The 19714-nt window shown below is 46.3% G+C and carries 20 protein-coding genes; 11 read left to right on the top strand and 9 right to left on the bottom strand.

Annotation, left to right across the window (positions count from 1 at the left end; all coding sequences use genetic code 11):
- Positions 1-135 precede the first annotated feature (135 nt).
- Both cpxA and CBX98_RS20880 read right to left on the bottom strand, forming a co-directional pair.
- On the bottom strand, positions 136-1530 hold the full coding sequence (gene cpxA, locus CBX98_RS20885; protein WP_048626677.1) for an envelope stress sensor histidine kinase CpxA: 1395 nt from the start codon (positions 1528-1530) through the stop codon (positions 136-138).
- Positions 1530-2219, bottom strand: coding sequence for a response regulator (locus CBX98_RS20880; protein ID WP_005397534.1), 690 nt, complete (start codon positions 2217-2219; stop codon positions 1530-1532). The genes cpxA and CBX98_RS20880 overlap by 1 nt, the downstream gene beginning before the upstream one ends.
- Positions 2220-2409: 190 nt before the next feature.
- On the opposite strand from CBX98_RS20880, the gene CBX98_RS20875 reads away from it, so the two are divergent.
- The 3 genes from CBX98_RS20875 (at position 2410) to pfkA (ending at position 5189) form a co-directional block, all read left to right on the top strand.
- The gene (locus CBX98_RS20875) at positions 2410-2922 is read left to right on the top strand and encodes a CpxP family protein (protein WP_005397532.1); all 513 of its coding nucleotides are present in this window, start codon (positions 2410-2412) and stop codon (positions 2920-2922) included.
- A 111-nt stretch (positions 2923-3033) separates the two neighbouring features.
- Positions 3034-3942, top strand: a complete 909-nt coding sequence (fieF, locus tag CBX98_RS20870) for a CDF family cation-efflux transporter FieF (protein ID WP_005397530.1) — start codon at positions 3034-3036, stop codon at positions 3940-3942.
- Positions 3943-4226: 284 nt separating this feature from the next.
- Positions 4227-5189 carry a 6-phosphofructokinase gene (gene pfkA, locus CBX98_RS20865; protein ID WP_005397529.1) on the top strand — a complete coding sequence of 321 codons (963 nt, stop codon included), beginning with the start codon at positions 4227-4229 and terminating at the stop codon, positions 5187-5189.
- 94 nt (positions 5190-5283) lie between these two features.
- Here the strand turns inward: pfkA and CBX98_RS20860 are convergent, their stop codons facing one another.
- Positions 5284-6666: an MATE family efflux transporter gene (locus CBX98_RS20860; protein ID WP_104974720.1), complete on the bottom strand. Its 1383-nt coding sequence runs from the start codon at positions 6664-6666 to the stop codon at positions 5284-5286.
- A 240-nt stretch (positions 6667-6906) separates the two neighbouring features.
- Here CBX98_RS20860 and CBX98_RS20855 point away from each other — a divergent pair, with 240 nt between their 5' ends.
- The 3 genes from CBX98_RS20855 (at position 6907) to CBX98_RS20845 (ending at position 9801) form a co-directional block, all read left to right on the top strand.
- Complete coding sequence (locus CBX98_RS20855) at positions 6907-7197, top strand: co-chaperone GroES (protein ID WP_005381516.1); 291 nt, start codon at positions 6907-6909, stop codon at positions 7195-7197.
- Positions 7198-7274: 77 nt separating this feature from the next.
- On the top strand, positions 7275-8921 hold the full coding sequence (gene groL, locus CBX98_RS20850; RefSeq protein WP_005381509.1) for a chaperonin GroEL: 1647 nt from the start codon (positions 7275-7277) through the stop codon (positions 8919-8921).
- A 316-nt stretch (positions 8922-9237) separates the two neighbouring features.
- Positions 9238-9801, top strand: a complete 564-nt coding sequence (locus CBX98_RS20845; protein ID WP_005395435.1) for a hypothetical protein — start codon at positions 9238-9240, stop codon at positions 9799-9801.
- A 99-nt stretch (positions 9802-9900) separates the two neighbouring features.
- On the opposite strand, the gene CBX98_RS20840 is transcribed toward CBX98_RS20845, so the two are convergent.
- Positions 9901-10398: an MgtC/SapB family protein gene (locus CBX98_RS20840; RefSeq protein WP_005395427.1), complete on the bottom strand. Its 498-nt coding sequence runs from the start codon at positions 10396-10398 to the stop codon at positions 9901-9903.
- A gap of 95 nt (positions 10399-10493) precedes the next feature.
- A complete protein-coding gene (gene epmB, locus CBX98_RS20835; protein WP_005381502.1) occupies positions 10494-11516 on the bottom strand; it encodes an EF-P beta-lysylation protein EpmB in 1023 nt (340 codons plus the stop codon).
- 32 nt (positions 11517-11548) lie between these two features.
- Between epmB and efp the strand changes: the two genes are divergently transcribed.
- Complete coding sequence (gene efp / locus CBX98_RS20830) at positions 11549-12115, top strand: elongation factor P (RefSeq protein ID WP_005395425.1); 567 nt, start codon at positions 11549-11551, stop codon at positions 12113-12115.
- A 265-nt stretch (positions 12116-12380) separates the two neighbouring features.
- Complete coding sequence (locus CBX98_RS20825) at positions 12381-13784, top strand: SPFH domain-containing protein (protein ID WP_005395423.1); 1404 nt, start codon at positions 12381-12383, stop codon at positions 13782-13784.
- A 103-nt stretch (positions 13785-13887) separates the two neighbouring features.
- Here the strand turns inward: CBX98_RS20825 and frdD are convergent, their stop codons facing one another.
- The 4 genes from frdD to frdA are packed head-to-tail and all read right to left on the bottom strand — an operon-like array spanning position 13888 to position 17219.
- Positions 13888-14265 (bottom strand): fumarate reductase subunit FrdD, encoded by a 378-nt coding sequence (gene frdD, locus CBX98_RS20820; RefSeq protein WP_005395421.1) that lies wholly within the window; start codon positions 14263-14265, stop codon positions 13888-13890.
- Between the two features lie 10 nt (positions 14266-14275).
- A complete protein-coding gene (frdC, locus tag CBX98_RS20815) occupies positions 14276-14659 on the bottom strand; it encodes a fumarate reductase subunit FrdC (RefSeq protein ID WP_109170182.1) in 384 nt (127 codons plus the stop codon).
- A 2-nt stretch (positions 14660-14661) separates the two neighbouring features.
- Entirely contained in the window at positions 14662-15420 is a 759-nt protein-coding gene (locus tag CBX98_RS20810; RefSeq protein WP_005381489.1) for a succinate dehydrogenase/fumarate reductase iron-sulfur subunit, read from the bottom strand.
- Positions 15420-17219, bottom strand: a complete 1800-nt coding sequence (frdA, locus tag CBX98_RS20805) for a fumarate reductase (quinol) flavoprotein subunit (protein WP_047010259.1) — start codon at positions 17217-17219, stop codon at positions 15420-15422. Before frdA ends, CBX98_RS20810 begins: the two co-directional genes overlap by 1 nt.
- A 435-nt stretch (positions 17220-17654) precedes the next feature.
- Here frdA and epmA point away from each other — a divergent pair, with 435 nt between their 5' ends.
- The 3 genes from epmA to CBX98_RS20790 are packed head-to-tail and all read left to right on the top strand — an operon-like array spanning position 17655 to position 19667.
- Complete coding sequence (gene epmA / locus CBX98_RS20800) at positions 17655-18626, top strand: elongation factor P--(R)-beta-lysine ligase (RefSeq protein WP_109170181.1); 972 nt, start codon at positions 17655-17657, stop codon at positions 18624-18626.
- Between the two features lie 9 nt (positions 18627-18635).
- A complete protein-coding gene (locus tag CBX98_RS20795; protein ID WP_046874652.1) occupies positions 18636-19010 on the top strand; it encodes a VanZ family protein in 375 nt (124 codons plus the stop codon).
- A gap of 21 nt (positions 19011-19031) precedes the next feature.
- Positions 19032-19667 (top strand): TetR/AcrR family transcriptional regulator, encoded by a 636-nt coding sequence (locus tag CBX98_RS20790; protein ID WP_005395413.1) that lies wholly within the window; start codon positions 19032-19034, stop codon positions 19665-19667.
- Positions 19668-19714 lie beyond the last annotated feature (47 nt).

Below are 19714 nucleotides of genomic sequence, written 5' to 3'. Positions count from 1 at the left end.
GATAATTATTATCAACTTTGATCTTTGTAAGGGTATTCGAAGGCGTTCCCATCCAATTTCTAAAGTGAAGATGAAGCCGTGAATCTCTCACTCTAGAAATAGGGTGTGGCTTACTGTTAGCTCATCGGCTTGAAGTTAACGATTGATAGGTAAGGTGATACTCATGCGCAATCCGCCTAACGGACTTCGACTGGCGACGATCGTTCCACTGTGCTGGCGGATGGCACTTTCGGTAATGGTTAGGCCGAGACCCGTGCCGCCTGAGTGGCGATCGCGGGCAGTCGAAACGCGATAAAACGGGCGAAAAATCGCGGCTAATTCTTCTTCTGGAACGCCCTCGCCATTGTCATCAACCGTGATATGCAGCGTATCATCATCGGCCTTGATGTCGATTTTCACCTCATCTTTCCCGTAATAAATGGCGTTACGAACGATGTTTTCCACCGCACTCATCAGCAATTTAGGATTGCCGGAGATACTTCGTTTTGGCAGTTCAGAATAGTGTAGGTGCTTGCCCATTTGCTCAGCTTCAAACTGCGCATCTTTAATGATCTCTTCCCACAAACTTTCCAGTGGCTGCGTTTCGCGAGTCATATGGCTGTTCGCCTGCATGCGAGACAGTTCAAGCAATTCGCTGATCATCTGTTCCAGGCGCTGCGCTTCGGTATCGATACGAGTCAGTTCTGGGCTTTCGCCCTGCTTACGCGTCGCTAATGCGCTCGCCATGCGTAGGCGAGTTAAAGGTGAGCGCAACTCGTGAGAGATATCGGATAGCAGGCGTTGTTGTCCTGAAATCATCTGATTGACCGCCTCGACCATCTGGTTGAAGCTGCTGCCAGCTTGACGAAACTCTGCCGTGCCTTTTTCTAAATTTGGGTCTGTGACAAATTCGCCTTTCGCGACACGTTGAGCGGCCGCTTCAAGACGGCGCGCTGGCTGACTTAGTGCCCATGCAAGCCATAACAACAATGGTGTACTAACCAACATGACTGCGAGCAATAGCTGGAATGGGTGATCAAACAGACGCAAGAGTAGTGGTGGTGGCTCATTCCACTTGAAGCCCACATACATCAAGATATCGGAGCCAGCCAAAGTAATTGGGATTGGACCTGCAATCATGTATCGACCATACAGTTTCTGCTTTGGCTGGTTGTAATCTTCGATACTGGTGACAAAGTTTTGCATGGCACGCAATTGGAAGTTACTGCGTTTTTCTGTCGTAAGAACATTACCGCTGTAGTCAGAAAAAAATACGCGCGGACGAGGGTCATGCTTACCGTGACGGTTACCCTCGATACGAAATAGTATTCGACCTAAATCAGTTTGCTGACTGTATTTTTGTTGGATTGCGTCACGCGTTTCTACCATACGTTTATAGTGCTCTTCTGGAATGTCGCGAGCTTTGCGAGGGTCCAAATGTGGCAGTGATAGCACAGCTATCAGCACCAATAACATAGTGAACCAAAAAATGGCAAAGATGCGTCCATACAAGCTATTGATGTTTGGCAGTTTGATGCGTGATAGGCGCATTAATCCTCCTCAAGCAGCATGTAGCCACGACCACGCAGGGTTTTGATTCGCGGCTTGCCATTGCTCTGATCTGGTAATTTTTTACGTAAGTTCGAAACATGCATATCGATCGCGCGATCAAAAGCGGCGAGTCGTTTACCAAGCACATCTAAGCTCAATGTTTCTTTAGTTAGCACTTGTCCTGGGTTTTGCACAAAGTGGGTCAACAGAGCAAACTCGGTTGCTGTGAGATCGAGCAACTGTTGATCGCAGTATGCTTCTTGTTTACCTGGGTAGAGACGGAGCTCTTGATACTCGATGCAATCGCTGTTTTTGGTGTTTTTCTGTGTGCTGCTCGTACGGCGTAAGATCGCACGGATACGTGCTAACAGTTCACGGTCACTAAAAGGTTTCGGTAAATAATCATCCGCGCCTAGCTCTAAACCGATCACGCGGTCAATTTCTTCCCCTTTAGCGGTCAGCATCAAGACGGGAGTTTCCCAGTTTTCACGCAAGCGTTTAAGGGTTTCCATGCCATTTAGCTTCGGCATCATGACATCCAACAAAATCAAATCAATCTTATCATTGACCGCAGCTAAGCCTGCTTCGCCATCATTTGCTTCGCTGACGTCAAATCCTTCGAAACTGAGTACTTCTTTTAATAAGCTGGTTAGCTCGATATCGTCATCAATTAAAAGAATGTTTGCCATGGGGGCACCTATAGTAAGTTACCGATAGCTTAATATTACATTGGAATGATGTGCTGCGAAGAGGGTAAAAATCACTCTTTACGATTCTTTACGCTCCCTATACGTCGCTTTACCTAGTGGGTCGTATTCTATACTCAAGCGCTGTGAGAACAGCTCAGAAGAATCACTCACCTGTGTAAGGAATCAAATTATGAAATCTGCAAAAAAACTTGTGTTAGCTGCTGTTGTTCTACCTCTTACTCTCGGCGCAGCAAGCGCATTCGCTTACGGTGGTAAAAACCATCATCAAGGCCCGCGTGATGAATGTGGCATGGGAATGGACCGTGGCATTATGCGTGATTTGAATTTGACGGATGCTCAAAAAGATCAGCTTAAGTCTTTCCGTGAAGCAAACCGCGCACAGATGAAAGGCAAATATTCTGAAAATCGCGAAGCCCGTATGGCTGAGCGACAAGCACACCACGCAAAAATGCAGTCACTCTTACTAGCGGATAGTTTTGATGAAGCGCAAGCGACCGCATTAGCAAAAGAAATGGTTGAACGCCAAACTGAGCACCGTGTGCAAATGCTAGAAAGAAAGCACCAAATGCTGAGCGTATTAACGCCAGAACAAAAAGCAGAGTTTGTGAAGTTGCAAAATGAACGCATGCAAGAGTGCGGCGATAGAATGCATAAGCGCATGGAAAAATACCGCAATAATTAAGTCATGAATTGATGTTATATAAAGAGGCAGCCATTGGTTGCCTCTTTTTGATCTGGTTATTTCATGGGCATTCAATATACTCAACGTATGGTTTGAGTTAACTCTTTGATTATGAAACAGCAATATGCACGTTTAGTGACGACCGCAGCTTGGACTGCAACTATTGTGGCGACTCTTCTCTTGATTGTAAAAGTCATCACGTGGTGGGTAACCGGCTCAGTTAGCTTATTGGCATCACTGATCGACTCAATGTTGGATATCGCCGCGTCGGTGGTAAATCTCGTTGTTGTCCGTTATGCCTTACAACCAGCAGACCGCGAACATACGTTTGGGCATGGTAAAGCTGAGTCTCTAGCGGCCTTGGCTCAGGCGATGTTTATTTCGGGGTCGGCGGTATTTTTGATCCTGAACGGGATTGACCGATTTTTCCGTCCACACGCACTGCATGCGCCGGAGCTCGGTGTTTATGTATCGCTGTTTGCGATTGTGGTCACACTTGGCTTGGTGATGTTCCAAAAACATGTGGTACGCGTGACAGGGAGCCAAGCAATCGCGGCGGATTCTCTGCATTATCAGACTGATTTGTATATGAACGCTGCGATCATGGTGGCTCTGGGACTCAGCTACTTTGGCGTGACGCAAGCGGATGCGGTGTTTGCGATTGGCATTGGTGTCTTCATTCTTTACAGCGCCTTCAAAATGGTCAGCGAAGCGATTCAGACGTTATTAGACCGAAAGCTACCGGATTCCGAATTGGAGCAAATCCGTAATGAATGTTTGAATGTGAAAGGGGTTCTTGGGGTTCATCAACTGCGCACCCGTATGTCAGGGCCGACACGCTTTATTCAGTTGCACTTGGAGCTAGACGATAACTTACGTTTAATCGAAGCGCACTATATTGCCGATAAAGTTGAGGAAAACCTTTTAGCTTTGTTTCCTGATGCGGATGTTTTGATCCATCAAGATCCATTGTCTGTCGTTTTTGGGCCAGAGAAAGAGCAAAAAGCGCAAGATTGGTAGGGCTCGAAAAATCCATAAGTGCCTGACGACAAACAGGCACTTATTGACTATCTTTCCATCAATACTTATTAAGATTCGTGATCCTGATGTGAATCAACAAAGTTTCATAGAGAAACTGTAATACTCTTACATAAGTAGAAAAGTTACATAAAAAAGTGCGTTTTCATTGGTAATCCTGTAGAGGAAATGTAACATAACGCACAGTTCTGGATTATGCAGGTTGCTTGGTAACAAGGGGCCTAAAAGAAAATTAAATAATTGATTGCCAAAGATCGAGGGTGAGCATGATTAAGAAGATCGGTGTTTTAACAAGTGGCGGTGACGCACCTGGTATGAACGCGGCGATACGCGGCGTAGTACGTACAGCACTATCCGAGGGATTGGAAGTATTCGGTGTGTACGACGGCTACCTAGGCCTATACGAAGGCCGCATCGAGAAGCTAGATCGTTCTAGCGTTTCAGATGTGATCAACAAAGGTGGTACGTTCCTAGGTTCTGCACGTTTCCCTGAATTCAAAGAAGTGGAAGTGCGTGAAAAAGCGATTGAGAACCTGAAAAAACATGGTATCGATGCGCTAGTAGTGATCGGTGGTGACGGTTCGTACATGGGTGCGAAGAAACTGACTGAAATGGGTTACCCATGTATCGGTCTTCCAGGCACAATCGACAACGATATCGCTGGTACTGACTACACAGTGGGCTACCTAAGTGCACTAAACACAGTTATCGATGCAATCGACCGTCTACGTGATACTTCTTCATCTCACCAACGTATTTCAATTGTAGAAATCATGGGTCGTCACTGTGGTGACCTAACTCTGATGTCTGCAATCGCGGGTGGTTGTGAGTACATCATCACTCCAGAAACTGGCCTAGACAAAGACAAGCTGATCAGCAACATCCAAGACGGCATTGCAAAAGGTAAGAAACACGCAATCATCGCGTTGACTGAGCTAATGATGGATGCCAATGAACTGGCTCGTGACATCGAAGCGGCTACAGGTCGTGAAACTCGTGCAACAGTACTTGGTCACATCCAACGTGGTGGTCGTCCAACGGCATTTGACCGCGTTCTAGCATCTCGCATGGGTAACTACGCTGTTCACCTATTGATCGAAGGTCATGGTGGTCGCTGTGTAGGTATCGTGAAAGAGCAACTTGTTCACCACGACATCATCGACGCGATCGAAAACATGAAGCGTCCAGTACGCAACGATCTATACAAAGTTGCTGAAGAACTGTTCTAAGCAAGTTTGAAATAGATAAAGAAAAACCGCGGCTTTCCGCGGTTTTTTTGTATTTGAGTATTAGCAAAAGGAAGCTGACGCATCGGACAAAATCTTACGAAGCGCTGCTCTGTTCAATGAGCGTCAATTTACGTTCGCGCAGTGCAAACATATAGCCAAGTAGGCCACCTAACGTATTCCCCACTGCGATACCTATAAACAAGCCTTCAATACTGTAAATTTGGCTTCCGATCCATGCCGATGGCAGGGTAAACACAAACAAACGCATAAAGCTCCATTGGAATGCTCGTAATGGTTTGTGCATCGCATTCAACCCACTGATTAACATCATCACAATGCCTTGAAAACCATAACTGAACGGCACCACAAGCAGGTAATGCCACAGCAGATTTTTAACTGCTTCTTCCTGCGAGAACAATGCCGCTAGAGGAATACTCAATGGCACCATCATCAAGAAGATAAACCCTTGGAACACCACCGCAAAACGCATGCTGATAAATAAGCCGGAAAAGGCGCGTTGAGGGTTTTTCGCCCCTAAGTTTTGTGCCATGAATGGCGTGAGTGCTGAGGTCAGAGACATCAAGACTAGGATCAAAATAGACTCAATACGCTGCGCCGCACCGTAAGCCGCAACTGCTGCCGTACCGTGGCTGGATAAAAGCATCATCAAAATTGCGCCCGACAATGGATTCATCGCGTTCGACAGTGCGGCAGGAGTGCCGATTTTTAACGTTTGCTGCCAATCTTGTTTCAGTAAGGACCATTGGGGTTGAGCGAGCAACTTTTCGCGTTTAACTAGCACATAGAATGAGCCACATAGCGCACCTAACCAGCTAAAAGCACTGGCTATTGCCGCCCCTTGGATGCCAAGCTCGGGGAATGGGCCAAGTCCGAAGATCAGTAGTGGATCGAGCATGCCGTTAATCAAGCCTGCCAACATCATGATTTTGGCGGGTGTTTTTGTATCCCCAGATGCTCGTATCGCGCTATTGCCCGCCATTGGGATCACCAACAATGGAATGGTGAGATACCACACCTGCATGTACTCTTCGATGAGTGGAATTAGGTCGTCGGCTGCACCAAGAAAGCGGAACAGTGGTGCAATGGTGGCAAAGCCAATCGAAGAGGCGATAGCCACGAGTAACACCGCTAATAACAAACCGTGAGTGGTAAACCGAGCGGCTTGTGGGGCGTGACCTTGTCCAAGTAAGCGACCAATATTGGTCGATAGACCCATCCCTATCCCCATCGTGATGCAGTTAACCGCAAAGGTTACAGGGAAAGTATAGCTGATCGCCGCTAGCGCTTGAGTACCAAGCAACGAGATAAAAAACGTGTCCACCAAGTTAAACATCAAAATCGCGATCATACCCATGGTCATGGGGACGGTCATTTTCCGCAGCGTTTCAGGAATGGGTGCGGTCAACAAACCATGCTTATCGGTCGCTTGGGGTTCCAGCTTGTTATTTTCCTGCATGTATGACAACTATGTGGTGAGCAAACTGCAAGGATACAAGAAAGCGAGATGCTGGGCGAGTGAGCATTTCGAACGCAAACCGTTGCTTAGTTGTTCGTTATTTTAACTAAGTCACAAAATTTTTGTGCCACCCCCTTGGGATCGCTGCTTCGACCCCTTATATAGGGATCACGTGTCTGGGGCTACAGTCCCTAAGGACAATTATCAAATAAACATGGAAATTTTCAGGAGAGACGACCGATGAACATTCGTCCATTACATGACCGAGTTATCGTTGAACGTAAAGAAGTTGAATCTAAGTCTGCTGGTGGCATCGTTCTGACTGGTTCTGCTGCAGAAAAATCAACTCGCGGTGTTGTTCTAGCTGTGGGTAAAGGCCGCATCCTAGAAAACGGCACAGTACTGCCGCTGGACGTTAAAGTTGGTGATACTGTTATCTTCGCTGAAGGTTACGGTACAAAAACTGAAAAAATCGACGGTAAAGAAGTGCTTGTCATGTCTGAAAACGACATCATGGCGATCGTTGAATAATAGCAATCATTGAGTAATTTTTTACTCAGATTCAATTACGAAATTACACACAAAGAATTTTAGAAAGGAAATCAAAGATGGCTGCTAAAGACGTTAAATTTGGTAATGACGCACGAGTTAAAATGCTAGAAGGTGTAAACGTTCTGGCTGACGCAGTAAAAGTAACACTGGGTCCTAAAGGACGTAATGTCGTTCTAGACAAATCTTTTGGTGCACCGACTATCACGAAAGATGGTGTATCAGTAGCGCGTGAAATTGAACTGGAAGATAAATTCCAGAACATGGGCGCACAAATGGTTAAAGAAGTTGCGTCTAAAGCAAACGACGCGGCAGGTGACGGTACAACAACAGCAACAGTACTAGCACAATCTATCGTAAACGAAGGTCTAAAAGCAGTCGCAGCGGGTATGAACCCAATGGACCTTAAGCGTGGTATCGACAAAGCAGTAGCTGCAGCAGTAGAGCAACTAAAAGAGCTTTCTGTTGAATGTAACGACACGAAAGCGATCGCACAGGTTGGTACTATCTCTGCAAACTCAGACGCAAGCGTAGGTAACATCATTGCTGAAGCAATGGAGCGTGTGGGTCGTGATGGCGTTATCACTGTTGAAGAAGGTCAGGCGCTACAAGATGAGCTAGACGTAGTAGAAGGTATGCAGTTCGACCGCGGTTACCTATCTCCTTACTTCATCAACAACCAAGAGTCAGGCAGTGTTGATCTAGAAAACCCATTCATCCTGCTAGTTGATAAGAAGATCTCAAACATTCGTGAACTTCTTCCAACGCTAGAAGCTGTAGCGAAAGCGTCTCGTCCACTGCTTATCATCGCAGAAGATGTAGAAGGCGAAGCGCTAGCAACATTGGTTGTCAACAACATGCGTGGCATCGTGAAAGTTGCAGCAGTGAAAGCACCTGGCTTCGGTGACCGTCGTAAAGCAATGCTACAAGACATCGCTATCCTAACTGGCGGTACTGTGATTTCTGAAGAAATCGGTCTAGAGCTTGAAAAAGTAGCACTAGAAGATCTAGGTCAAGCGAAGCGTGTTTCTATCACGAAAGAAAACACGACTATCATCGATGGTATCGGTGAAGAAGAGATGATCTCTGGCCGCGTAGCTCAAATTCGTCAACAAATCGAAGACGCAACTTCAGACTACGACAAAGAGAAACTACAAGAGCGCGTAGCGAAACTGGCTGGCGGTGTTGCAGTAATCAAAGTTGGTGCAGCAACTGAAGTTGAAATGAAAGAGAAGAAAGACCGTGTAGAAGATGCGCTAGCCGCAACTCGTGCAGCGGTTGAAGAAGGTGTTGTTGCTGGTGGTGGTGTTGCACTTATCCGCGCGGCATCTAAGATTGCTCACCTAACGGGTGACAACGAAGAGCAAAACGTTGGTATCCGCGTTGCACTACGTGCAATGGAAGCGCCAATCCGTCAAATCACGAAGAACGCAGGTGAGGAAGACTCAGTGGTTGCGAACAACGTGAAAGCGGGTGAAGGCTCTTACGGTTACAACGCGGCAACAGGCGAATACGGCGACATGCTAGAAATGGGTATCCTAGACCCAACGAAAGTAACTCGTTCTGCGCTACAGTTCGCAGCATCGGTTGCGGGTCTGATGATCACGACTGAAGCAATGGTTACTGACCTACCGCAAAAAGACGCACCAGCGATGCCTGACATGGGCGGCATGGGTGGCATGGGCGGTATGGGTGGCATGATGTAAGCCAGCTTATCTCTTTGCTCTAAGGGAATCCTTATAGCGGAAAGATAACCGACCAAACCTTTAAAAGTCGAGGCATTTGCCTCGACTTTTTTATGCGCGTTATCCGAGAAATATAACATTCTGATGTGGCTTCGATTGTGAGATGCGAGTTCAAGAAATGTCAGTGGAAAAACATGAAAATAGAAGCGATAAAATTTTTTCTTTTGAGTCAGATGGTTAAATCTGACCTACCGCTAACACTTTTTGAACGTGGATAGCGCAAAATCTGAACATTACACTATGTTGTAAATTGTTGCTTCCCATCATGGAGATGAAAATGAAAAAGCTTATGACGTCATTGGCGGTTGCAGCCGCTATCGCATCACCAGTTGCTCTTGCTGACAGTACACCTGTGATGTTCTCTACTATCGACAACACAAACGCACCTTCTAACTCGTCAGTTGGTGGTGTTCGTTTAGCCGTGTTGCATGGACAGGTGAATGAGGTTAAAGGTGTCGACTTTTCACTGCTTGGTATGTCAGAAACGGATCGTACGACAGGTGTGAACTTCGGTCTGTTTTTTGGTGCAGCAAAGGTAAACCAAGAAATGAAAGGTGCGTCTTTAGGCTTAGTTAACTGGAACCAAGGTCAGACGACGGGTGTTAACTTGGGTGCTGTCAACATTACGAACAACGTAAAAGGCTTGAACTGGAGCGCGGTGAACTATTCTGAAGGCTACACCATGGCGGATGTGGGCTTAGCGAGTATCTCTAAAAAGTCTAACTTCCAGTTTGGTTTCTTCAACATGACCGATCAAATTGATGGCGTACAAATTGGTCTTTTGAACTGTGCGGATAACGGTTTCTTCAAGTGTTTCCCACTCATCAACTTCGCTAAATAATCCCTGAGCAAGTCAGAGTCTTTAGATACAGAAAGCCCTCGATATTCGTCGAGGGCTTTTTAATTACTGATGGGGTGAAGCGAGTTATCGGCGCGTTAACTATTTAATTAAGCGGGATGAGGTTTTGCGTTGTTGAATTCTTTGGTGAACCCCTCGGCGCAATGCTTTGATGTGGTTTTCTGCTTTATCCACGCCCAGCAACACCGTTAAAGCCAGTAGGGTAATGACCACCGACTGCGTTAAATAACCCAAACCGATCATCAACCCTAATCCTGCCAGTACCCAAATAACCGCTGCGGATGTTACGCCGTGGATTTTTCCATCGAGTGTCATCATCACGCCTGCGCCCAAGAAGCCGACACCAGTAATAATCTGACCAAGCACGCGTGCTTGATCGAGCGTATTTGGCGATAACGATACTGCCATCGACATAAACAGGTAAGTGCCTGAAATAATAAGAATTGCCGTGCGAATACCAACAGGTTTACCACGAGTTTGGCGTTCGATACCGATCATTAGCCCATTAATGGCACAGCATAGTAGGGCAGGCCAGCTGAATGGGCCAAGATCGAAAATTTGTTCGAGTGCTGTATGCATCTTGACCTCCAAAAGAGCGGAGTATGCATAGACTTACCGTGCAAAGCGAACAAAAAGGAACGGTCGTGACGACAAATTTAATTGAGCGTCAGGACCTATTCTAAATGCAAATCTAGTGGAGTTTTACTTGGCCTGCCACCAATTTCTCGTGTCAGTTTTGGTACCAGGTAACCCGATACACGCGTGATGAGTCCGCGCATAATGGCTTTTGCTTCTTCGTCCGAAATAAAGTAGTGCGCCGCGCCTTGCACCTTATCAAGAACGTGGAGGTAATAAGGCAAGATACCCGCGTCAAATAAGGCTTCACTTAACGCCACTTGAGCTTCTACCGAATCATTCACGCCTTTCAGCAGAACGCCTTGGTTTAGAAGCGTAACGCCCGCTCTTTTGAGCTTGAACATCTGTTCAGCAAATTCGTCATTGATTTCGTTGGCATGGTTGATGTGAGTCACAAGGATGATTTGTAACCTTGATGCTTGCAGCAGTTGGCATAGTTCATCAGTGACTCGAGCGGGAATCACCACAGGTAAACGGCTATGAATACGCAGACGTTTGATGTGAGGTATGTGAGCAATGTGCTCTAAAAGCCAATGAATCTCATCGTCTTTTGCCATTAATGGGTCACCACCTGAGAAGATGACTTCGTTCAACTCTGGTTGCTGCGCCATGTACTCTAAGCACTTGGTCCATGCCTGCTTGCCGCTTTTGTTCTCTTGATAAGGGAAGTGACGACGAAAACAGTAACGGCAATTTACCGCGCAGCCACCTTTGACAATCATCAGGGCGCGGTTGCGATACTTGTGTAGCAGGCCAGGGACTTCATTGTCCTGCTCTTCTAACGGATCGTTGGAATAGCCCGGATGTACTTCAAATTCGTCACTTAATGGTAAAACCTGACGTAAAAGAGGGTCTTTAGGGTTGCCTTTCTCCATCCTATCGACAAAACTTTGCGGTACACGCTGTGCAAACAGCTTGCGCGCGGCAAACCCGTCTTGCCACGGTGAAGGATCAATTTCCAGTATTTCGAGCAATTTTGCAGGATCAGAGATCCCATTCGCCAACTGTTTGAGCCAGTTTTGCTCAACAGATTCGACTTTTCGGGTTATTATGTGCGGCATTGAATTTAGCTCTAAGAATGTAAGAGGAAAAAATGGCTACAGTTAGCACCAATGAATTTAAAGGCGGTCTTAAGTTAATGCTTGATAACGAGCCTTGTGTAATTCTGGAAAACGAATACGTTAAACCAGGTAAAGGCCAAGCGTTCAACCGCGTTAAAATTCGTAAACTTCTTTCTGGTAAAGTGCTAGAGAAAACATTCAAGTCTGGTGACACTTGTGAAGTGGCAGACGTAATGGATATCGACCTAGATTATCTATATTCAGACGGCGAATTCTACCACTTTATGAACAGTGAAACGTTTGAACAGATCGCAGCAGACGCAAAAGCGGTAGGTGACAACGCTAAGTGGTTGGTAGAAAACAACACTTGTATGATCACACTTTGGAACGGTAACCCAATTACTGTTACTCCACCAAACTTCGTTGAGCTAGAAGTGGTAGACACAGATCCAGGCCTGAAAGGTGATACTCAAGGTACTGGCGGTAAACCAGCTACGCTATCAACTGGCGCTGTTGTTCGTGTTCCTCTGTTCATCTCAATTGGTGAAGTGATTCGCGTTGATACTCGTACGGCCGAATACGTAGGCCGTGTGAAGTAAGCACTTTAGATTGATTGTTTGAAAGGTCGCTTCGGCGGCCTTTTTTATTGCCTGTAATTCTCTCTTGAATGTCCCTGCATAGAAAATCGATATCCTCCGCAAATTTTCGATGATTTTGTATTATTCGTAAAAATCTTATTTATTTCATGAATCTGTCGATTATTCCTTAATGTAACATTTTGATACATTAGTTCTTGTTGTTGAGTTGCATAGCAATCTGATTTTTATCGATTTAACTCAGTAACAATCCAAAAAGGAGAACAAAATGGAAAGCAGAGGCTTAGGAAGGGGTTTAAAGGTGGAAGAAAGACGTCAGTTACTACACAAAGGATTGAAAGCTGCGGTGTTTGGCGTACCGCTGTTGGCAATAGGCTTAACGATTAATAGCTCTGTGCTGATGACCGATGCAGGTTACAGCTACGTGCATCAGAACAATATCACTGGTGAGTTGGATGTGTTTACTGAACCTGGCATTCATTTTCGTATGCCATTTCTGTCCAAAATCACCAAGTATGACCAAGTGATCACTGTGTCATTCGGTAACAGCAAGGGCGAAGATTTTTATCAACGTCTTGATGCGATTCAGGTTCGATTTGCCGACACCTACATTGGTCAGATCCCCGTAACATTCCGCTTCAAGCTCAGTAATGACCCTGAAGCGGTGAAGAAGATGCACAAAGAGTTCCGCAACAATAGTAACTTGATTGATGCGTTGCTTGTAAAGAACGCACGTAACGTGACGGTGATTACTGCTACCCAATACACGGGTGAAGAGTTTTTCCAAGGTGGTTTGAACCAGTTCAAATCGAAACTTGGCGATCAGTTGCGAGAGGGGATTTATCTAACAGAGCGACGTCAGGTTGAAGTGGAAGAGTTGGATCTTGCGCCTGTTGGGGCGAATCAGGCCAATGCGAACCAACTACAGCGCACCAATCAACTGGTTTGGAAAACGGTGCCAGTTGTAGATAAAACCGGGCAACCAATTCGTCAAGACAACCCGTTACAACAATACGGCATTCAAGTGACGCAGGTGACCATTGGTGATCCACAGCCAGAAAAGCAATTGGATCAGCTATTGGCGGATAAAAAGCGTTTAGTGGCGGATCGTATTCGCGCGATTCAGGAACAAGAAACGTCGAAAGCACAGGCTGAGACCGAGCAGTTACGCAAAGAGATTCAACGAACACGTGAAGTGCAAGACGCTCAGCGTGGTAAAGAACTCGCTATTATTGCTCAGCAAAAAGAAGTGGAAGTTGCACGTCAGATTGCAGAGCGTGAAATCGTTGAAGTGGAAAAAACCAAACGACTTGCTGAAGTCGAGAAGGAGAAAGAGCTAGCTATCGCAGAGGCTAACTTAGCCATTCAAAAGGCGAACGCACTTTCTGCTGAGTTTGAAGCGAAAGCGATATTAGCGAAAGGTCGTGCAGAATCTGAGGTCCTAAAAGCGAAGTACTCGGCGTTAGGGGCAAACCGTGAAGTTTATTTGGCAGAGTTGAATCGAGACGTAGCGAACTCGTTGTACAACAACTTGCAAAACTTCCAAGTTCAGATGCCACAAAACTACATTGGTGGTAGCGAAGAAACGGGCTTGAAAACAAACCTAGATGTGATTACTGGCTTTGGCGCCCTGGGTCTTATGGACCAAACGAAGAAGGTCATACAGCAATAAGATCATGGGTGGTCAAAAGCTTAAAAAGCAAAAAGATCATGGGTAACCCAAAGCAATAAAAAAAGCTGGCATAGAGCCAGCTTTTTCTTTTTTAGTCAGTATCTTAAATCATGAAGATAAAGATAACGGCTAGTGCAGTAATGAGGCCTGCAAATGCATAGCATGCAATTTTACCTATCACACCAGTGTGGAATTTAAGGTCGTGCATGCCGTGGTGTACACGGTGCATCGCATGCCACATTGGTAGAGCTAGGGTGCCAATGATGAATAGCGCACCGATGATACTGGTTGCGAATTCGGAGACACGCTCGTAGCTCATCGCTTCTGCATCAATCACGCCTAGTGGGACCAAGATGCCCAGCACCAATACCGTGATTGGCGTGATCATCGCGAACCAAGTACCGCCAGCACCAAATAGACCCCACCAGATTGGCTCATCAGAACGTTTTGGTGATGTGTTTACACTATAATTCGGTTTCATGCTCAGCTCCTTACACCACGATGAGAACGATCAGTGAGATGAACGCAACCGCGGCCCACTGAGTCAATACGATGATTTTCTTGTCCACCAGTTTGCCTTTCAAACGAATTGGCATTACTTGCGGCATCATGCTGAAGAAAGTTTGAGCGTGGAATAGGCTACCTAGTAGTGCAACGATGTTGATTGCGACTACGATTGGGTTTGCCATAAAATCCAACCAACCTTGCCATGCATCAGGGCCTTTCACCAAGCAACCTAAACCGAAAGTTAGGAACAGAGTGAATAGGATCAAAGGCAGCACAGTCGCTTCACGTAGCATGTAGAAGCGGTAGAAAGGATGGTTCTTCCACCAAGTGCGTTTAACTTCACGAACGTAAGGTTTACGATTGCTCATCCTTATGCCTCCACTTTCTTTGGTGAACCATCAGGTTTCAACATAGCAATCACGAAGTCCATAGAAGACTCCACTTTGCCTTGGTTTACTGCCGCTGCTGGGTCAACGTTCTTAGGACAAACTTCAGAACAGTAACCGACAAATGTACAACCCCAAGCACCGTTTTCACCGTTGATAAGCTTCATGCGCTCATCTTTACCGTTGTCACGACTGTCTAGGTTGTAGCGGTGCGCTAGCGTTAGTGCCGCAGGACCGATGAACTCAGGGTTCAGACCAAACTGAGGACACGCCGCGTAGCACAGACCGCAGTTGATACAACCAGCGAACTGCTTGTATTTCGCCATTTGCTCTGGCGTTTGCAAGTTCGTACCGTCTTCTGGTTTACGGTCGTTACCAATGATGTATGGTTTGATCGCTTCAAGACGTTCGATGAACGGCGTCATATCAACAATCAAGTCTTTCTCGATTGGGAAGTTCGCTAGAGGCTCGATAGTCACACCGTCTGGGTAATCACGTAGGAAGCTCTTACAAGCAAGCTTCGGTACGTTGTTCACCATGATGCCGCAAGAACCACAGATCGCCATACGGCAAGACCAACGGTAAGATAGATCTTTGTCTAGGTGATCTTTAATGTAGCCCAGTGCGTCAAGCACAGACATGGTTTCATCGAATGGCACTTCGAATGTTTGCTTGTATGGTTCTGCATCTTTTTCTGGGTCATAACGCAGAATGTCTACTTTTTGAATGCGATTTGCTGACATTATGCTTGCTCCTCTGCGTTCTTCTCTTCAGCTGCGGCTTTTTCTGCTGCTTCACCGTATAGACGAGCTTTTGGTTGTGACTTAGTGATAGTCACATTGCTGTAATCGATACTTGGCGCTGAATCTGGTTTGTAGAAAGCAAGTGAGTGTTTTAGGAAGTTCACGTCGTCACGTTCTGTACAACCGTCGTCCAGACGTTGGTGCGCACCGCGAGATTCTTTACGTAGAATCGCAGAGTGAACCATCGCTTCTGCGACTTCTAGGCCGTAACCCACTTCAATTGCGTACAGAAGATCAGTGTTAAACACTTTGCCTTTGTCTTTAATGCTGATGCGTTTGTAGCGTTCTTTTAGTTCGGTGATCTTGTTAATGGTTTCTTGCATCAAATCTTCTTGACGGTAGATACCACAACCCGCTTCCATGGTATGACCCATTTCCGTGCGGATGTTTGCCCAGTTCTCATCACCTTCTTGGTTCATCAGTTTGGCGATGCGCTCTTCAACTGCTTTCACTTGAGCATCGATTGCAGACTCGTTCCAACCTTTGAATTCTTCAGCGCGTTTCACTGCGTTTTCACCCGCTACGCGACCAAATACCACAAACTCAGCCAGTGAGTTAGAACCTAGACGGTTTGCACCGTGAAGACCAACAGACGCACATTCACCAACCGCGAATAGGCCTTTAATGCGAGTTTCACAGCCGCCGTTTGTCTCGATACCACCCATGGTGTAGTGAACCGTTGGACGAATTGGAATTGGCTCTTTTGCAGGGTCTACGTTTACGTAAGCTTTTGCTAGCTCACAGATGAACGGTAGACGCTCTTGTAGGTACTCTTCACCAAGGTGGCGAAGGTCTAGGTGCACCACGTCACCCAGTGGGTGTTTGATGGTGTTGCCTTTCTGTTGTTCGTGCCAGAAAGCTTGAGAAACCTTGTCACGAGGACCCAGTTCCATGTATTTGTTCTTCGGTTGGCCAACTGGAGTTTCAGGGCCCATGCCGTAATCTTGTAGGTAACGGTAACCGTTCTTGTTAACGATGATACCGCCTTCACCACGACAACCTTCCGTCATCAGGATACCTGTGCCAGGAAGACCGGTTGGGTGGTATTGAACGAATTCCATATCACGTAGAGGAACGCCGTGACGGTAAGCCATTGCCATGCCATCGCCCGTTACGATACCGCCGTTGGTGTTACAGTGGTAAACACGGCCCGCGCCACCTGTTGCTAGAACAACAGATTTTGCTTTGATAGTAACAAGCTCGCCTTCAGACATGTGAATAGCAATCAGACCTTGAACTTCGCCTTCATCAACAAGCAGATCCACCACAAAGTACTCATCAAAGCGTTTGATGTTGCTGTACTTCATGGATGTCTGGAATAGCGTATGAAGCATGTGGAAGCCAGTTTTATCTGCAGCGAACCAAGTACGTTCAACCTTCATACCACCAAAGCGGCGTACGTTGACTTCACCGTTCTCTTTACGACTCCATGGGCAACCCCATTGCTCCATTTGGATCATTTCGCGAGTCGCGTTCTCTACAAAGTATTCAACAACGTCCTGTTCACATAGCCAGTCACCACCGCCAACAGTGTCGTTGAAGTGGTTGTCTAAGCTATCTTCATCCTTGATAACTGCTGCTGAGCCACCCTCTGCAGCGACCGTGTGGGAGCGCATTGGATAAACTTTAGAAATCAGAGCGACTTCTAAGTCTGGGTTTGCTTCAGCCGCTGCAATAGCAGTACGAAGACCAGCGCCGCCTGCGCCGATGACTGCGATATCTGTGGTGATAATTTGCACAGTTATCCTCCAGTGTGTGATTGCGGAAATCCGCTTGTTATTGTCATTACGAGGCGCTCTTTAAAAAGAACTCCCCAAAAGTAGTAGGGGTAGTGTAGATGAGCCACATGGCAGAAAAATTGATGTAATTGGGTTTTTGCTTCGGTAATGCACTTAAGGGCATAGAATTTATAGGTTATGTGACTGCTATCACGGCATCGAGGTTTTGGCCCTCAAGCATTAACATTAGGGATGTTAAACCTGTGTTGCGTGACATTAACCGCATGGATAATAGGATTTTAACTGAGTGTTTTTTGTGCTGCGGCACGAGTAATGCTTGCCTCAAATAGGCGAGCACGTTAGTAAAAATAAGAAGGGATATTCCTCTCTTCTTGAAGAGTAAAAAGCATGTAGAATGAGACTTTCCTCGCTGAATTAAAGTTTGAGAGACTTGTTATGCAAACCAACTGGCAACCTACTGCTTCCATTGACCAACTTCGTCAACGTGCGACGTTAATCGCGTCGATTCGCCAATTCTTCGCTGATCGACAGGTGATGGAAGTCGACACGCCAGCCATGAGTCACGCAACCGTGACCGACATTCATTTGCATACTTTCCAAACCGAGTTTGTTGGCCCGGGTTACGCCGATGGTAGCAAGCTGTTCTTTATGACCAGCCCTGAATTCCACATGAAGCGCCTGCTGGCTGCGGGCAGCGGTTGTATTTATCAAATCAACAAAGCATTTCGTAACGAAGAAAATGGTCGTTACCACAATCCAGAATTCACGATGTTGGAGTGGTATCGCGTTGGCTTTGACCATCATAAATTGATGGATGAAATGGATGATCTGTTGCAACTGGTATTGAAGTGTGGCGCAGCGCAGCGCATGACGTATCAACAAGCTTTCATTGATGTGTTGGGAGTGTGCCCACTAGAAGGCTCGATGACGGAGCTGAAAGCGGCGGCAAGCAAGCTGGGTTTGAGTGACATTGCAGAGCCTGAAGAAGATCGCGATACGTTACTGCAATTGCTATTTAGCGTGGGAGTCGAACACAAAATTGGCCAGGATGTGCCTGCTTTTGTGTTCGACTTCCCGGCATCACAGGCGGCGCTTGCGAAAATCAATCCTCAAGACCATCGTGTTGCGGATCGCTTTGAGGTGTATTTTAAGGGAATTGAGCTGGCAAATGGGTTCCATGAGCTCGATAACCCGAAAGAGCAACTGGCGCGTTTTGAGCAAGATAACGCGAAGCGTCTCGACATGGGTTTAAAACCGCAGCCAATCGACTATCATTTGATCTCCGCATTGGAGGCAGGGTTACCAGATTGTGCGGGTGTTGCGTTAGGCATCGATCGTTTGATCATGCTAGCGCTCGGCTGTGACCACATTGATCAAGTGACGGCTTTTCCATTCCCAATCGCATAAGGATATTCAATGAACTTGGCTGCTGCACGTTTGGTCATTCTCAGCTACGCAATACTGATCGCTTACTTATCGTTGAGCTCGGGAGAGTTGCAAGATTGGGGCAACATTGCGTATCTTGATAAAATGCAGCACGCCATGGCGTACAGCGGATTTGCGTTTTTAGGTTGCTTTTGCGTGTGGCGTTGGCGTCAGCGTTGGGCGGTGGCGATTGGTATCTTATTATTTAGTGCTGCCATCGAATTGCTACAAGGGTATGTCGGAAGACAAACCTCTTGGTTAGACCTTGTCGCCAACTCAACGGGTATTCTAACTGGTCTGTTATGTTACCGTATTTGGAGCCTCTATCGACCTAGGTTGGTGAAGTCGCTATACTCGATTCGTTAATGAAGAGGGAACACGATAACAATGAAAACGCGCGACAAAATCGTCTACGCGGCACTGGAGTTGTTCAACCAACATGGTGAACGCAACATCACCACCAATCACATTGCCGATCACATCGAAATTAGCCCAGGTAATCTGTATTACCACTTCCGTAATAAGCAAGAAATCGTTCGTGAGATCTTTGCGCTTTATTCAGCAGAACTTTTAGAAAGATTTACCCCTATTCAAGGCTCACAAGAAAGCCTGACTATGCTGAAGAGCTACCTAGATTCCATCTTTACGCTAATGTGGAAATACCGCTTTTTCTACGCGAATCTACCTGAGATCTTGTCACGAGATGAGCAGTTACATGAGCAGTACATCGATGTGCAAGAAAAGCTGCAAGCGAACCTCATTGCGATCATGCAAGAGTTTGTATCGCTGAAGCTGCTTAATGTTGATCAACAGCAGTTGAAGTCACTGGTGTGTACGTTGCATTTGATTGCGTGTAGCTGGTTGGCGTATCAATCTGCAATGGCTTCGAAAACCAGCATCACTGAGCAAATGGTGAAGCAAGGGATGTTGCAGATGCTTAATGTCGTTAAGCCATTAGCAACTGAGCAGGGGTTAGAGCAGCTACTGTTACTGGAAGATGCAGTCAGCAATCTACACAGTTAAACGTCAAACTGCTTAATATTTCGAGAGTCACTCTCATTTTCGAGTCG

Origin of the sequence: Vibrio sp. T9 (genome assembly GCF_003123985.1) — a bacterium.
Lineage (GTDB): Bacteria > Pseudomonadota > Gammaproteobacteria > Enterobacterales > Vibrionaceae > Vibrio > Vibrio diabolicus.
This window is presented reverse-complemented; position numbering and strand designations above follow the sequence as displayed.

Coding starts and splice junctions, on each gene's coding strand:
- cpxA (WP_048626677.1), bottom strand. CDS start 1,530: ATGCGCCTATCACGCATCAAACTGCCAAACATCAATAGCTTGTATGGA.
- CBX98_RS20880 (WP_005397534.1), bottom strand. CDS start 2,219: ATGGCAAACATTCTTTTAATTGATGACGATATCGAGCTAACCAGCTTA.
- CBX98_RS20875 (WP_005397532.1), top strand. CDS start 2,410: ATGAAATCTGCAAAAAAACTTGTGTTAGCTGCTGTTGTTCTACCTCTT.
- fieF (WP_005397530.1), top strand. CDS start 3,034: ATGAAACAGCAATATGCACGTTTAGTGACGACCGCAGCTTGGACTGCA.
- pfkA (WP_005397529.1), top strand. CDS start 4,227: ATGATTAAGAAGATCGGTGTTTTAACAAGTGGCGGTGACGCACCTGGT.
- CBX98_RS20860 (WP_104974720.1), bottom strand. CDS start 6,666: ATGCAGGAAAATAACAAGCTGGAACCCCAAGCGACCGATAAGCATGGT.
- CBX98_RS20855 (WP_005381516.1), top strand. CDS start 6,907: ATGAACATTCGTCCATTACATGACCGAGTTATCGTTGAACGTAAAGAA.
- groL (WP_005381509.1), top strand. CDS start 7,275: ATGGCTGCTAAAGACGTTAAATTTGGTAATGACGCACGAGTTAAAATG.
- CBX98_RS20845 (WP_005395435.1), top strand. CDS start 9,238: ATGAAAAAGCTTATGACGTCATTGGCGGTTGCAGCCGCTATCGCATCA.
- CBX98_RS20840 (WP_005395427.1), bottom strand. CDS start 10,398: ATGCATACAGCACTCGAACAAATTTTCGATCTTGGCCCATTCAGCTGG.
- epmB (WP_005381502.1), bottom strand. CDS start 11,516: ATGCCGCACATAATAACCCGAAAAGTCGAATCTGTTGAGCAAAACTGG.
- efp (WP_005395425.1), top strand. CDS start 11,549: ATGGCTACAGTTAGCACCAATGAATTTAAAGGCGGTCTTAAGTTAATG.
- CBX98_RS20825 (WP_005395423.1), top strand. CDS start 12,381: ATGGAAAGCAGAGGCTTAGGAAGGGGTTTAAAGGTGGAAGAAAGACGT.
- frdD (WP_005395421.1), bottom strand. CDS start 14,265: ATGAAACCGAATTATAGTGTAAACACATCACCAAAACGTTCTGATGAG.
- frdC (WP_109170182.1), bottom strand. CDS start 14,659: ATGAGCAATCGTAAACCTTACGTTCGTGAAGTTAAACGCACTTGGTGG.
- CBX98_RS20810 (WP_005381489.1), bottom strand. CDS start 15,420: ATGTCAGCAAATCGCATTCAAAAAGTAGACATTCTGCGTTATGACCCA.
- epmA (WP_109170181.1), top strand. CDS start 17,655: ATGCAAACCAACTGGCAACCTACTGCTTCCATTGACCAACTTCGTCAA.
- CBX98_RS20795 (WP_046874652.1), top strand. CDS start 18,636: ATGAACTTGGCTGCTGCACGTTTGGTCATTCTCAGCTACGCAATACTG.
- CBX98_RS20790 (WP_005395413.1), top strand. CDS start 19,032: ATGAAAACGCGCGACAAAATCGTCTACGCGGCACTGGAGTTGTTCAAC.